The 12,930-nt window shown below is 72.5% G+C and carries 12 protein-coding genes; 2 read left to right on the forward strand and 10 right to left on the reverse strand.

Going from position 1 to position 12,930, the window contains the following annotated elements; all coding sequences use genetic code 11:
- The first annotated feature begins 240 nt into the window (after positions 1-240).
- Positions 241-1,143, forward strand: coding sequence for a LysR substrate-binding domain-containing protein (locus ACW9J6_RS21280; protein WP_457118512.1), 903 nt, complete (start codon positions 241-243; stop codon positions 1,141-1,143).
- A gap of 157 nt (positions 1,144-1,300) precedes the next feature.
- On the opposite strand, the gene ACW9J6_RS21285 is transcribed toward ACW9J6_RS21280, so the two are convergent.
- The 7 genes from ACW9J6_RS21285 to ACW9J6_RS21315 form a co-directional block, all read right to left on the reverse strand.
- Entirely contained in the window at positions 1,301-1,549 is a 249-nt protein-coding gene (locus tag ACW9J6_RS21285; protein ID WP_457118513.1) for a hypothetical protein, read from the reverse strand.
- Positions 1,550-1,670: 121 nt separating this feature from the next.
- On the reverse strand, positions 1,671-1,883 hold the full coding sequence (locus ACW9J6_RS21290) for a hypothetical protein (RefSeq protein ID WP_457118514.1): 213 nt from the start codon (positions 1,881-1,883) through the stop codon (positions 1,671-1,673).
- 107 nt (positions 1,884-1,990) lie between these two features.
- The gene (locus ACW9J6_RS21295) at positions 1,991-3,088 is read right to left on the reverse strand and encodes a PAS domain-containing protein (protein ID WP_457118515.1); all 1,098 of its coding nucleotides are present in this window, start codon (positions 3,086-3,088) and stop codon (positions 1,991-1,993) included.
- Positions 3,089-3,358: 270 nt separating this feature from the next.
- Positions 3,359-4,882, reverse strand: coding sequence for a malonate--CoA ligase (locus tag ACW9J6_RS21300; RefSeq protein ID WP_457118516.1), 1,524 nt, complete (start codon positions 4,880-4,882; stop codon positions 3,359-3,361).
- Between the two features lie 24 nt (positions 4,883-4,906).
- Positions 4,907-6,331 carry a malonyl-CoA decarboxylase gene (locus tag ACW9J6_RS21305; protein WP_457118517.1) on the reverse strand — a complete coding sequence of 475 codons (1,425 nt, stop codon included), beginning with the start codon at positions 6,329-6,331 and terminating at the stop codon, positions 4,907-4,909.
- Between the two features lie 277 nt (positions 6,332-6,608).
- Entirely contained in the window at positions 6,609-7,235 is a 627-nt protein-coding gene (locus ACW9J6_RS21310) for a class I SAM-dependent methyltransferase (protein ID WP_457118518.1), read from the reverse strand.
- 253 nt (positions 7,236-7,488) lie between these two features.
- On the reverse strand, positions 7,489-7,692 hold the full coding sequence (locus tag ACW9J6_RS21315) for a hypothetical protein (protein ID WP_457118519.1): 204 nt from the start codon (positions 7,690-7,692) through the stop codon (positions 7,489-7,491).
- Between the two features lie 467 nt (positions 7,693-8,159).
- Between ACW9J6_RS21315 and ACW9J6_RS21320 the strand changes: the two genes are divergently transcribed.
- Positions 8,160-9,353, forward strand: a complete 1,194-nt coding sequence (locus tag ACW9J6_RS21320) for an MFS transporter (RefSeq protein WP_457118520.1) — start codon at positions 8,160-8,162, stop codon at positions 9,351-9,353.
- 193 nt (positions 9,354-9,546) lie between these two features.
- On the opposite strand, the gene ACW9J6_RS21325 is transcribed toward ACW9J6_RS21320, so the two are convergent.
- The 3 genes from ACW9J6_RS21325 to ACW9J6_RS21335 all read right to left on the reverse strand — a co-directional run bounded on the left by ACW9J6_RS21325 (position 9,547) and on the right by ACW9J6_RS21335 (position 12,915).
- Complete coding sequence (locus ACW9J6_RS21325) at positions 9,547-10,512, reverse strand: homoserine kinase (protein ID WP_457118521.1); 966 nt, start codon at positions 10,510-10,512, stop codon at positions 9,547-9,549.
- A gap of 123 nt (positions 10,513-10,635) precedes the next feature.
- Complete coding sequence (ispH, locus tag ACW9J6_RS21330) at positions 10,636-11,637, reverse strand: 4-hydroxy-3-methylbut-2-enyl diphosphate reductase (RefSeq protein WP_457118522.1); 1,002 nt, start codon at positions 11,635-11,637, stop codon at positions 10,636-10,638.
- Positions 11,638-11,727: 90 nt separating this feature from the next.
- Positions 11,728-12,915, reverse strand: a complete 1,188-nt coding sequence (locus ACW9J6_RS21335) for an MFS transporter (protein ID WP_457118523.1) — start codon at positions 12,913-12,915, stop codon at positions 11,728-11,730.
- Positions 12,916-12,930: the final 15 nt, after the last annotated feature.

Consider the following 12,930-nt stretch of genomic DNA (forward strand, 5'->3'; position numbering starts at 1 on the left):
CGGGGCGGCCTCGCGTCCCGCCGGGCGGGCGCCCGGCGGGACGCGAGGCCGCCCGCCGCTGCCCTGTTTGTTTGGAAATGGTCCGGTTCGCAATGCGAATCTCGTTGACGGAGGCTTCGTGTCGCGCGAAGGCTGGCATCCGGAACCGAGCTGGTATACCAGCCGTTCCCGGCGAAGGCCCTTCGTGGCCGGCGCAGGATCGCGCCGGCTCCCGCCCGCCAGCTCCCCGGGTCAGGCGCGATGCATTTCGACCTCGTCGACCTGAGCCTGTTCCGCCACGTGGTGGAGGCGGGCTCGATCACCCACGGGGCGGCCCGGGCGAATCTCGCCCTCGCTGCGGCGAGCCACCGCATCCGGGCGATGGAATCGTCGCTCGGGGCCGCCCTCCTCACCCGCACCCGCCACGGGGTGACGCCGACGCCGGCCGGGCGCACCCTGCTCGGCCACGCGCGGGCGATCCTCGGCCAGACGGAGCGGCTGCAGACCGACCTCGCGGCCTTCGCGGGGGGCGCGGCGGGGCAGATCCGGGTCCTGTCGAACACCAACGCGCTGACCGAGTTCCTGCCCGAGGCCCTCTCGGCCTACCTGACGGCGCATCCGGGGGTGAGCGTCGAGATCGAGGAGCGGCTCTCGGACGAGATCGTCGGGCTCGTCGCCGAGGGCGCGGCCGATCTCGGGCTGGTGGCGGCGACGGTCGAGACGGGCACGCTCCAGACCTACCCGTTCCGGCGCGACCGCTTCGTGGTGGTGGTGGCCTCCGACCACCCGCTCGCCGCGCGGAGCGCGGTCGCCTTCGCGGAGGTGCTGGACCACGACATGGTCGGGCTCGACCGGGCGAGCGCGCTGACCCGCTTCCTCCTGACGAAGGCGGCGCGGATCGGCCAGCCCCTGCGGCTGCGGGTGCAGTTGCGCGGCTTCGACGCGGTCTGCCGGCTGGTGGAATGCCGGGTCGGGGTCGGGATCGTGCCGGAGACCACCGCCCGGCGGGCCGCCCGCACCATGGCGATCGCCGCGGTGGCGCTGGAGGATCCCTGGGCCGCGCGCGACCTCACGATCTGCCTGCGCGACCTCGCCGCCCTCCCCCCCTTCGCGCAGGATTTCGTCGCGCATCTGCGCGGGAGCCCGGAGGGAGCGGAGGGGTGACGGATCCGGTTCCCTGAGGGGATTCCGCGGCTTTCATGCACGCGCGGTCGCGTCGTCCTGTCCGGGTGCTCGGATCACGTCTCCGGGACACGGGGGCCGCGGGAGGCAACCGGGCCGTCATTCCTCTCCGCCACCGGTCCCGCCCCGGAACGCACGGTCAGGCCCAGCGAAATCGGCCCCCGTCGGCCGCCGCCCCGCCCTGCCAGCCCGCCCAGACGCCCGTGATGTCCGGGACCGGCTCTCCCGCGCTCAGCGCGTCCGCCACGGCGTCCGCCTCGTCCATGGCGAGCCCGACCTGGAGCACGCCCGCGATCACCGCGGTCTCGCCGCTGCGCACGTCGTAGACCGTCCAGCCGCGGCGGTCGCGGCGGATGTCGTACCGGATCAGGTCTGCCTTCGTGTCCATGCTCCGCTCCCTCGCGCCCCACCGGCCCATTGGCGGAATAGCCCGCCGGCCGCCCCGCCAAGGTGCTGCCCCGCACATGGCAGCCCCCGCAGGCCCTTGGCGGGCCCTTGGCGGGCCTCCCTCACGCCTCCGGCGGCCAGCCCCGGACGTAGCCGCGCGAGACCAGCCGCGCGCAGGCCGCCCGCTGCCGCTCCGCCTCGTCGAGCGCCGCGAGGGCGTCCGTGACGGCCCGGCGCAGGGCCGCGATCGGATCCCCGCCCGACTCGCGCAGGTAGAAGGCCATCACCGCGTCGAGGGCCGGATGCGCCTCGCCCTGCATCGCGCCGTCACCCATCGCCGCCCGATCCACTCTTAGAACATAACGTGAACAAAACACGCGGAGGGCGAGCGGTCAAGGTTCCGGGGAGGGGCGTGTGGATTGCGGGGACGCCCGGGACGGGGTCAGGCGCGGGCGACCGCGATGGTCCCGTCGTCGAGGGCGACGAAGCGGATGCCGGCGTGGCGCAGCGCCTCCACGGCCTTGTCCCGGGAGCGGGACCCGTGCTGCTCCGCGTTCTCCTCCAGCCGCCGGACCGTGGACAGGGACAGCCCGCTCGCCTGCGCCAGCATCGTCATCGACCAGTCGAGCAATCCGCGGGCGGCGCGCAGGTGGTGCCCCTCCACGGTCTGCACGAGGCCGGCGCGGAGGCGGGCGTCCGGCATCGCGACCGCGTCGGCCGGCGTCTTGAATCCCGCGCGGCCCAGATAGGTGCCGTCCGGCCCCACGATCGGGACGCCCACGATTCGGAACCGGATCACCTCGCCGGTGACGAGGCGCTCGCGCGCCGTGCCCTGGAAGTTGAGCTGCCGCGCCGCCATCTCCCACGCCCTGTCGTGGAAGGCCTCGCGCTCCTCCGGAAGGATCATGACGAAAGGATCCAGGTTCAGCTGCTCGATCGGCGGCCCGTGCAGGCGCGACATCTCGGCGGGGAATTCGTGAATGTTGTCCAGCCCAAGGGAGAACGGGGTCGTGTAGGTGGCGAGGTAGAGACCCTCGCGCTTGCGTTGCTCCGACGCATAGAGGCGCTTCAGCAACTCCCGATCGCTGACATCGAGGGCGATCCCGCTCGCTTCCAGAGGTTTTCCGTCGAACGAGAAGCGAACTTCGGAGCGCATCGACAGCACGCGCACCGTACCGTCCGGACGGATCACACGAACGATACTGTCGGGTAGAACATATCCCTGCAGGATGTCGGAGGGGGCCACGAGAGCGTGTCGATCCTCGGGATGAACGAGGCTGAGGAACAGATTATAGCTTGGCGCAGTCGCTACGGTGTCCAGGCCGAGGAGCCGGAAAAATCCGGGCGACCACGCTTGGTCACCTGTGATCAGGCTCCACGTCCAAACTCCGCACAGTCCGAAATCCTCGATCAGCCTGAGAAATTTCTTCGATGAGAAATCAAGATCCGCGACGTTCATAATCTTCATAGCCGCAGAAATGAGCAACGGCTGTGCTGAATAAGAGATGTCGGCGCCAAATTCAATGCCGAGAACCGTCACCTGACCCTAGGGCGGGCGGTTCGACCGTCGGAGGCCGCGAGATTGGAGAATTTCCTTCTTTAGAACTCGCCAAGCACCCTTATGAACAGAAGGATCTTCGCCGGTCTCGGCAGGAGCGTCGCGCGGACGAGCAACAATGGCTCTATTTTCGCCGGATCGAAGGAACATCATTGCCTAAAGGCACGGGTCGACGCTGACGAAACGAAGCCCCGCGGGGCGCCCGACATCCGTCAGCCGCGCGCCGCCCGCAACGCCCCCGCGTCGAGCGCCTCACGCCGCGTAGAGGTCCCGGTTCGCCTCGCGCAGGGCGGCCTTCTGGACCTTGCCCATCGTGTTGCGGGGCAGTTCCTCGACGAAGAGCACGCGCTTGGGCAGCTTGAACTTGGCGAGCCGGGACTCCAGGGCAGCGAGGATCTGGGCCTCGCCCACGCTCTCACCGGGCCGGCGCACCACCACGGCGGTGACGCCCTCGCCGAAATCCCGGTGCGGCAGCCCGATCACCGCCGATTCGAGCACGCCGGGCAGCGCGTCGATCTCCGCCTCCACCTCCTTCGGGTAGACGTTGAAACCGCCCGTGATGATCAGGTCCTTGCCGCGCCCGACGATGTGGACGTAGCCGCGCGCGTCGACCTTGCCGAGGTCGCCCGTGATGAAGAAGCCGTCGGCCTTGAACTCCGCCGCGGTCTTCTCCGGCATGCGCCAGTAGCCCTTGAACACGTTCGGGCCCTTGACCTCGATCATGCCGACGGCCTCGGGGGCGAGCGCCGCGCCGGTCTCGGGATCGACGACGCGCAGGCTCACGCCCGGCAGCGGGAAGCCGACCGTGCCGGCCACCCTTTCCCCCTCGTAGGGGTTCGAGGTGCTCATGTTGGTCTCGGTCATGCCGTACCGCTCGAGGATGGCGTGGCCCGTGCGTTCGCGCCACTCCCGGTGGGTCTCGGCGAGGAGCGGGGCCGAGCCGGAGACGAACAGGCGCATGCCCTTCGCGGCCTCGGGGGTGAGGCCCGGCTCCTTCAGGAGGCGCGTGTAGAAGGTCGGCACGCCCATCAGCACGCTCGCCCGGCCCATCAGGGACAGGATGCGCGGCGGGTCGAGCTTGGGAAGGAAGATCATCGCGGCGCCGGCCATCAGCACCGTGTTCGTCGCCACGAACAATCCGTGGGTGTGAAAGACCGGCAGGGCGTGGATCAGCACGTCGTCGGCCGTGAAGCGCCACGCCTCCACGAGGGTCAGCGCGTTCGACGCGAGGTTGTCGTGGGTGAGCATGGCGCCCTTCGAGCGCCCGGTGGTGCCCGAGGTGTAGAGGATCGCCGCGAGGTCGTCGGGCCCGCGGGCCACGTCCGCGAAGTCCTCGGTCTGGCCCTGCGCCTCCGCCGCCATGGTGCCCTCGCCCGCGGCGTCGAGGGTGGCGAGCTGGGGCACGCCGGCCTCCTCGGCCACCGGCCGCAGGGCGTCGCCCTTGCCCGGATCGCAGACGAAGAGCGCGGGCTGCGCGTCGCCGAGGAAGTAGGCGATCTCGGCCGGGGTGTAGGCGGTGTTGAGGGGCAGGAACACCGCGCCCGCACGCACGCAGGCGAGATAGAGGGCGATCACCGCCGGGCTCTTCTCCACCTGCACGGCGACCCGGTCGCCCGGCGCCACCCCGAGGCCGACGAGGGCCGCCGCGTAGCGGCCGGACTCCGCCACGAGGTCGGCGTAGCGCCAGCGCAGGCCCTCCGGGGTCTCGAGGAAGAGGCGGGCGGCGGGATCGGCCGGCAGGCGGGCGCGGACGAGATCGAAGAAGTGGTTGGCCATGAGGGAATCCGGATGCGGGCCGTCTCAGGCCTCCGCCAGCGCGACCGCGCGGGCGGAGGGCAGGTTCTGGCGGAGTTCGCGATTGACCGCAATCGAGGCCGTCACCGTGCCGAGATTGGCGTAGGTCTCGTGGTTCTTCTCGATCGCCGCGAGGTCGTAGAGGTAGTTCACCATCAGCCCATGCGACTGGGCGAGGCCCTTCTTCGACACGTCGCCGAGGAAGTTCAGCCGCTCCAGCCGGGCGCCGTTGCCGAGGTGGAAGCGGGCGACCGGGTCGAGGGGCTTGCCGCGCGGAGTCTTGGCGCGCAGGAAGTAGTAGGCGGCGGCCGGCAGCAGCGCCTTGCGCACCGCTTCGGCCACGGCCTTGTCAGCGTGCCAGTCGGGATTGTCGAGGGCGCGCAGGGTCTCGACATCCTCGCGGGTCAGGCCGTGGGGCGAATCCGCCCGGCGCTCGCGGTCGAGCCAGGTGCGGAAGCCCGGCACCGGCGAGAGGGTCACGAAGGTCTTGAGCGCCGGCATCTCCCGGCAGAGATCCTCGACCACCTGCTTGATCAGGAAGTTGCCGAAGGTGACGCCGGCGAGCCCGCGCTGGCAGTTCGAGATCGAGTAGAAGATCGCGGTGGTCGCCTCGCGGGAGGCCATGGGCTGGCGCTCGTGGGCGAGGATCGGCCCGATCGCCCCGGCGATGCCGGTGGTCAGCGCCACCTCGACGAAGATCAGCGGCTCGTCGACGAGCGCCGGGTGGAAGAACGCGAAGCAGCGCCGGTCGGCGGGCTCGATCCGCCGCCGCAGGTCGTCCCAGTCGGAGATCGCGTGCACCGCCTCGTAGCGGATGATCTTCTCCAGGATGTGGGCCGGGGTGGTCCAGTCGATCCGGTGCAGGACCAGGAAGCCGCGGTTGAACCAGGAGGCGAAGAGGTGCTCGAAGTCGCCGTCCAGGCTCTCGACCGCGTCGAGGAGGCCGGGGTCGCGCTCCTCCCCGCCGCGCTCCTCGGCGCCGCGCAGGGCATCGCGCAGGCTGAACAGGTCCTCGCGCATCCGCACGAGGGCGATCGTGCCGTCGCGGGCGAGGTTGAGGCGGCGGATCAGTTCCTGCGAGCGCGGCTCGGCCGCCTCGTGCAGGCGCCCCAGCGTCGTGCGCGAGGGCGCCGCCTGGTAGGCGGCGATCGCCCCCTCGACCGCCTCGCCGTCGGCCCCGAAATCCACCGCGATCCGGCGCAGGAAGTCGTGCCGCTCGGCCACCGTGAAGGTGGCGTAGCGGTCGAGGATGATGCGCGCGAGCGCGACGCCCGAGGCCTCGCCGCGCCGCGAGATCAGGTCCTCGCAGAGCTTCACGAGGTCGGGGACGCTGGCGCGGGCGAGCGCGTCGCCCTTGCCGAAGGGGATGAGCCCGCGGCCGCGCTCCGTGATGCTCTGGAGGAGGTCGCCGAGGAAGGAGATCGCCACCATGTCGCCCTTCTGCGCTGCCGGTCGCCCGTCCGGGACGGGCCGGATTCCTGCCCCGGCGGCGCCCCTCCGGCAAGGGAGGGCGTCGCCGCGGCCGGCACGACCCTACCCCAGCAGCCGGTCCGGCAGCCACAGGGCGATGCCAAGCACGAGGCAGAGGATCAGGATCGTCGGGAGCGGCAGCCAGGGCGAGAGCTGCATCGCCGCGATGGCGGCGGCAGCCTGGGAGACGTGCAGGTCGCTCGGCCTGCGCCGGGACGACGCGGCCGCGTGACGCGGGTCAGGGCGCGGTGGCGATGACGTGGAGCCAGGCGGCGTGCCGGCGGGCGGTGACCGCCTCGGCGATCGTCCAGCGGGCGAGGCCGGCGGCGGCGAGGAGCGGCTCCAGCGCCTCCGGCTCCCAGTAGCGGAAGTAGCGCGGCGCCCCGAGCTTGTCGGTCGACCATTCCTCGCCCGATCCCCGCTTCAGGCTCACGGCGAGCCGCCCGCCCGGCGCCAGGGCGCGGGCGAGCTTCGCCAGGACGGCGGCGCAGGCGTCGCGGTCGAAATGCAGCAGCACGGCATTCGCCAGGATGAGGTCGGAGGGGCCGGGCAGCGGGTCGGTCAGGACGTTGAGCGGGCGCGCGTCGAAGCCCCTCTCCCGCAGGTGCGCGACGAAGCCCGCCGCGGCGTCGGTGCAGGTGACCGCGAACCCCTTGCCGGCGATGTAGGCGGCGTCGCGGCCGAAGGCGCTGCCGATCTCCAGGATTCGGGCCTCGGAGGACAGGCCCGAGAGGGCGGCATCGATCCAATCCCGCGTGGCGCCGGAGACCTCCTGCGCCGTCCCGGCGATGTATTCGGCGATGCGGCTCTCGTAGGAGCGCAGCGTCTCGCGGTTGCGGCCGGCGGGATCGGTGGATTCGCACATGGAAGGCTCGCGCGAGAGGAAACCCGCCCCCCTCTGCGGGAGAGGGTGCCCGGCGGAGCCGAGCGGGCCAGGACGAAGTCCTGCAAGAGGGGAACCACGCTTCAGGATCGAACGGGAGCGTGGTGAAGGACGCCAGCTGGATCAGCGTCGCGCCCCCCTCTCGACGGGACTGCGTCCGGCTGCGCCTGCTCCGCAGGCCACCCTCCCCGCGGAGGGGGGCAGGGTTGGCGAGCGCGGGGACAGACGCGGCGACTCACGAATCCCGCTCGCCCCGCGGCATCAGCTCCATGCGGTCGGCCCGCTCGCGCCAATCCTCGACGCCGTGGTGGCGGGCGAAGCGCAGGGCGGCGGCGCGCTCGGCCCGCTGCGGGTCGCGGGCGCGGGTGATCTCGACCGTGCCGACGGCGAACGGCACCCCCATGATCTCCTTGGCGAACTGGACACGGTATTGCGACATCGTCCGATCCCTCGCGGGTGACAATCACGCCGGTGATCCGCCGGCTGAGCGGGACGCCTTACCAAGAGTTCTCACTGTCCTGCCGGACCTGGCGATCGCAGCGGCTTCATCGGCCGACCGCGATGGTCCTTCCGGCCCGCGGATCCTCACGGGCGAAGTATCGGCAGATGCCTGTCCCGGGCCAAGCGGAAAATCCCCGACCGGGACCGCTCGGCGACCAGTCTTCCCGTGAGAACCGGCACGACGCCCCACCGCATCCCACATGGGACCCGCCGCCGGAGTGCGGAAGGGCGCGTCCACCGCAAGGATGTCGCAGGCCTTTCGTCCGGCCCCGGCATGTGTGGCGCGCGGGGCGGCTGCGCGGTGCCCCCCGGAGGCACGAATGCGCCGAGCCCCTACCTAGGGCGGTGATCCGGGCTCCCCCAGGCCGCCCGGACGATGCCGCGCATCTCCACAGCCGAATCCCGATGACCGCCCTGTCCCCCGCCATGCCGAACGCCGCCGCCGGGCCGGCCCTCACCCCCGCGACGCGCCTCAGCCTCAGCCTGATCGCGGGCGGGGCGGTGGCGAACATCTACTACAACCAGCCGCTGCTCGCGGTCCTGGCCCAGGATGTCGGGGCCTCGGCGTCGAGCCTGGTGCCGACCGCGACGCTCGCCGGCTACGGGCTCGGCATCCTCGGCCTCGTGCCGATGGGCGACCGCTACCCGCGCCGCGGGCTGATCGTCGGCCAGCTCCTGCTGCTGGCGGGCGCCCTGGTCCTGGCGGCCCTGGCGCCGGGGCTCGGCACGCTGGTGGCGGCGAGCTTCCTGATCGGTGTCCTGTCGACGGCGGCCCAGCAGGCGGTGCCCTTCGCGGCGGAACTCGCGCCCGATGCGAGCCGCGGCCGCATGGTCGGGCAGGTGATGACCGGGCTGCTGCTCGGCATCCTGCTCGCCCGCACGCTGAGCGGCTTCGTCGGCACGTGGTTCGGCTGGCGGGCGATGTTCGGGGCCGCCGCCGGCCTGTCGCTGGCGCTGGCCGCGATGGCGGCCGCGACGCTGCCGGCGACCCGGCCGGCGACCCGCCTGCCCTATGGCGCCCTGATGGCCTCGGTCCTCGACCTCGCGCGCAGCCAAGCGCCCCTGCGGCGGGCGGCCCTGTCCCAGGCGCTGCTCTTCGCGGCCTTCAACGCCTTCTGGACCAGCCTCGCGCTGTTCGTGGAGGGACCGCCCTTCCTCCTCGACCCGGCCGGGGCCGGCCTGTTCGGGCTGATCGGCGCGGCCGGCGCCCTCTGCGCGCCCTTCGCAGGGCGCTTCGCCGACACGCGGAGCCCGCGGCCGGTGGTGATCGGCGGCGCGGTCTTCACGCTCGCGGCCTTCGCGGTGTTCGGGACGCTCGGGGGCCGCTCGCTCGTTGCGATGGCGGTCGGCGTGCTCCTCATCGACATCGGCATCAACACGGCGCTGATCGCCAACCAGACCCGGGTCTACGCCCTTGCCGCCGGAGCGCGGGGGCGGATCAACACGGTGTTCTTCACGGCGGTGTTCGTGGGCGGGGCGCTCGGCGCCTCGGCGGGCACCCGCGCCTTCGCGGCGGGCGGCTGGCCGCTCCTGTGCCTCGTCGGCGGGGCCTTCGCGGCAGCGGCGGTGCTGGTGCCGCTCTTGGAGCGGCGGGAATAGTGCACGACGTCAACCCTCCCCCCTCTGCGGGGGAGGGTGGCCTGCGGAGCAGGCCGGGAGAGGGGCAGCGCGACGCTTCTCCAGGGAGTGCCCGTCAGAACGGTTCAGACATGTCCTGAAGCGGGGTTCCCCTCTCCCGCCCGGCTCCGCCGGGCACCCTCCCCCGCAGAGGGGGGAGGGTCACGCGGTGCGCTCACGGGCTCCAGCCGTATTCCTGCGCCCCCGCCACCTTGCGGTGGAAGGCGAGCTTGCGGTCGTATTCCAGCGGGTCCTTCGGCTTCACCAGGGCACCCGGCGGCACGTTGAGCCAGTCGACGAGGCGCGTGAGCATGAAGCGCAGGGCCGCCCCTCGGCAGAGCACCGGCAAAGCCGCAACCTCGTCCGGCCCGAGCGGCCGGGCGGACTGGTAGGCCCCGATCATCGCCTGGCCCTTGGTGCGGTTGAAGGAGCCGTCCGCCTCGAAGCACCACGCGTTGAGGCAGATCGCGAGGTCGTACGCGAAGGCGTCCGTGCAGGCGAAGTAGAAGTCGATCAGCCCCGACACCTCCTCGCCGATGAAGAAGACGTTGTCGGTGAACAGGTCCGCGTGGATCACCCCGCCCGGCAGGCCGCGGGGCCACTCCGCCTCGAGCCGCGCGAGGTCCTCGCGGGTGCGCGACGCGAGGTTGGGCGCCACCCGGTCGGCCTCTCCCTCGGCCTGCGCGAAGAGCGGGCGCCAGGCCGCGACCGAGAGGGCGTTCGGCCGCCGCATCGGGAAGTCGGCCCCCGCCGCGTGGAGCCGGGCGAGCGCCCGGCCCAGAGCCCGGCAGTGGCGCACGCCCGGGCGGCGCACCGAGACCCCGTCGAGGAAGGACACGATCACCGCCGGCCGCCCGCAGAGCCGGCCCAGGGCCGCGCCGGCGCGGTTGCGGATCGGGAGCGGACAGGCGAGGCCGCGCGCCGCGAGGTGCTCCATCAGGCCGAGGAAGAACGGCAGGTCGGTCTCGGCCACCCGCTTCTCGTAGAGCGTCAGGATGTAGGAGCCGACGGTGGTGTGCAGGAAGAAGTTGGTGTTCTCGACCCCCTCGGCGATGCCCTTGTAGGAGAGCAGGCCGCCGATGTCGTAATCGGCCAGGAAGGCGCCGAGCGCCTCGTCGGGAACCTCGGTGTAGACCGCCACTGTGCGGGATCCGCTTCGCTTGCAGGGAGCGGGACGGCCGGACGGCCCTCCCGGCGCGAAAAGGGCGCCGCCCCGTGATGGAGCGGCGCCCCGCGCTTGTCAAAACCGTGACGGATGGCGCGCCTACTCGGCGGCCTCGCTGCGCAATTCGCGGGGCAGCGGGAACACCATGTCCTCGGTGGTGGTCGAGACCGTGTCGACCGTGACCGCGTAGCGGGTCGCGAAGGCGTCGATGATCTCCTCCACCAGTACCTCGGGGGCCGAGGCGCCGGCGGTGAGCCCGAGCCGGCGGATGCCCGTGAAGGCCTCCCAGTCGATCTCCTCGGCGCGGTTGAGGAGCCGGGTCACCGGGCAGCCGGCGCGCTCGGCGACCTCGCGCAGGCGCTGCGAGTTCGAGGAATTCGAGGAGCCGACCACGATCAGCGCGTCGACGAGCGGCGCCACCTGCTTGACCGCCTCCTGGCGGTTGGTGGTGGCGTAGCAGATGTCGTCCTTGTGCGGGCCGACGATCGCCGGGAACTTCTTCTTGAGCGCCTCGACGATGTGGTGGGTGTCGTCGACCGAGAGGGTGGTCTGGGTCACCCAGGCGAGGTTGTCGCGGCTCGCCGGCTCCAGGGCCTCGATCTGCTCGACATCCTCGACCAGCGTGATCGAGCCCGCCGGGAGCTGGCCCATCGTGCCGACCACCTCCGGGTGGCCGGAATGGCCGACGAGCAGCACGTGGCGCCCGCGCTTGTGGTGGATCTCCGCCTCGCGATGGACCTTGGTCACCAGCGGGCAGGTCGCGTCGATGGTGGTCAGCCCGCGATCCTCGGCGGTCCGCGGCACGGTCTTGGCGACGCCGTGGGCGGAGAAGATCACCGGGGCGTTGCCGTCCGGTACCTCGTCGAGTTCGGCCACGAAGACCGCGCCCTTCCGCTTCAGGCTCTCGACCACGTACTTGTTGTGGACGATCTCGTGCCGGACGTAGACCGGCGGCCCGTAGAGGGCGAGCGCCCGCTCGACCACGTCGATGGCCCGGACCACGCCGGCGCAGAACCCGCGGGGGGCGCAGAGCATGATCTCGAGCGGGGGCTTCTCGGGCGCAGCGGCGCCGGGGGCGGAGAGGTTCACGGGAGCGCTCATGATACCCGGGATATAGCGGGGCGGGTCGTTGCCTGGAACCCTATCATCGCATCGAATCGTGACGATCCCTAGCCCGGGCCCTGCGATCCCTCACGCGGGACGTGAGACCGCGCACGCGGCGGGGCTCGGGCCGGGCCGCAGCCGCGCCAGGCGCAGCAGCAGGGCGAAGGCGGCGAGCGAGACCGCGAGCGCCAGGGCGATCGCCGCCGAGGGGCCGAGCCGCGTCAGAAGCGCCCCGAGGAGCGGCGGGGCGGCCGCGGCCGCGAGGTTGAGGGGCAGCGCGATCCGCGCCAGGGCGGCCCCGTAGGCGGCGCGGTCGTAGAACAGGAGCGGCATCGTCGCCCGGGCGATCGCGAAGGCGCCGCTGCCCAGGCCGAACAGGGCCGCGAAGCCCAGCACCCCGGCCGGGCTGCCCCCGCCGACGAGCAGGCAGGCGAGGCCGAGCGGCATCGCGGCCGTGGCGGCGAGGCCGGTGGTGAGCCCGTCCCAGCGCCCCCCGCCCGCCATGTCGATCACCCGCCCGGCGACCTTGAGCAGGCCCATCGCCGAGCCCGCCGCCACCGCCTGGGCCACGGGAAAGCCGAGGGCCGTGAGGAGCGCGATGGTGATCGCTTCGAGGCCGAAGGACACGAAGGCGCTGAGCCCGATCGCCGCCGCCATCAGCCGGAAGGGCCCGTCGCGGGGGGCCGGGGCCGCCGGCCCGGTCGCGGCCGCGGCGGGCCGCGCGGCGGGCAGCAGGGCCAGCAGCGGCAGCACGAGACCGACCTGCAGCCCGGCATAGAGCATCACCGCGCCGCGCCAGCCGATCGCCGCGTCGAGCCAGGCCGTGAGCGGCCAGAAGATGCCGGTGGCGAGGCCGGTCACCAGCATGACGAGGCCGATCGCCCCCGTGGCGCGGGCGCCCGCGAGCTCGTTCAGGTAGGCGTTGGCGCTCGTCGAGAGCATCGCGGCGCCGAACAGGCCGAGCACGGTCCAGGCCGCCAGGTAACCGGCGAGCCCGCCGGCGAGCGCCAGGAGCAGCAGGCCCGCGGCCCCGACGAGGGTCCCGGCCATCATCACGGCCCGGGCGCCGACCCGCGCGTAGGCCCGGCCGAGGAACGGCGAGGCGAGCCCCGACACCACCATCACCAGGGAGGAGCCGGCGAGCACGACCGGCAGGTCGAGGCCGAGGGACGCGCCCATCTGGACCCCGATCACCGGCGGCAGGAGGACGCTCCCCCAGCCGATCACCTGCGTGACGGCGAGGATCGCGAGGGGGCGGGCGAGGCGGGCGGTCATCGGCTGCCGGGGAGA

The sequence above is a fragment of the Methylobacterium sp. JK268 genome (assembly GCF_054052225.1).

Bases quoted from the DNA above. Each gene is read 5' to 3' on its own strand.
- ACW9J6_RS21280 (WP_457118512.1), top strand. From the start codon at position 241: ATGCATTTCGACCTCGTCGACCTGAGCCTGTTCCGCCACGTGGTGGAG.
- ACW9J6_RS21285 (WP_457118513.1), bottom strand. From the start codon at position 1,549: ATGGACACGAAGGCAGACCTGATCCGGTACGACATCCGCCGCGACCGC.
- ACW9J6_RS21290 (WP_457118514.1), bottom strand. From the start codon at position 1,883: ATGGGTGACGGCGCGATGCAGGGCGAGGCGCATCCGGCCCTCGACGCG.
- ACW9J6_RS21300 (WP_457118516.1), bottom strand. From the start codon at position 4,882: ATGGCCAACCACTTCTTCGATCTCGTCCGCGCCCGCCTGCCGGCCGAT.
- ACW9J6_RS21305 (WP_457118517.1), bottom strand. From the start codon at position 6,331: ATGGTGGCGATCTCCTTCCTCGGCGACCTCCTCCAGAGCATCACGGAG.
- ACW9J6_RS21310 (WP_457118518.1), bottom strand. From the start codon at position 7,235: ATGTGCGAATCCACCGATCCCGCCGGCCGCAACCGCGAGACGCTGCGC.
- ACW9J6_RS21315 (WP_457118519.1), bottom strand. From the start codon at position 7,692: ATGTCGCAATACCGTGTCCAGTTCGCCAAGGAGATCATGGGGGTGCCG.
- ACW9J6_RS21320 (WP_457118520.1), top strand. From the start codon at position 8,160: ATGACCGCCCTGTCCCCCGCCATGCCGAACGCCGCCGCCGGGCCGGCC.
- ispH (WP_457118522.1), bottom strand. From the start codon at position 11,637: ATGAGCGCTCCCGTGAACCTCTCCGCCCCCGGCGCCGCTGCGCCCGAG.
- ACW9J6_RS21335 (WP_457118523.1), bottom strand. From the start codon at position 12,915: ATGACCGCCCGCCTCGCCCGCCCCCTCGCGATCCTCGCCGTCACGCAG.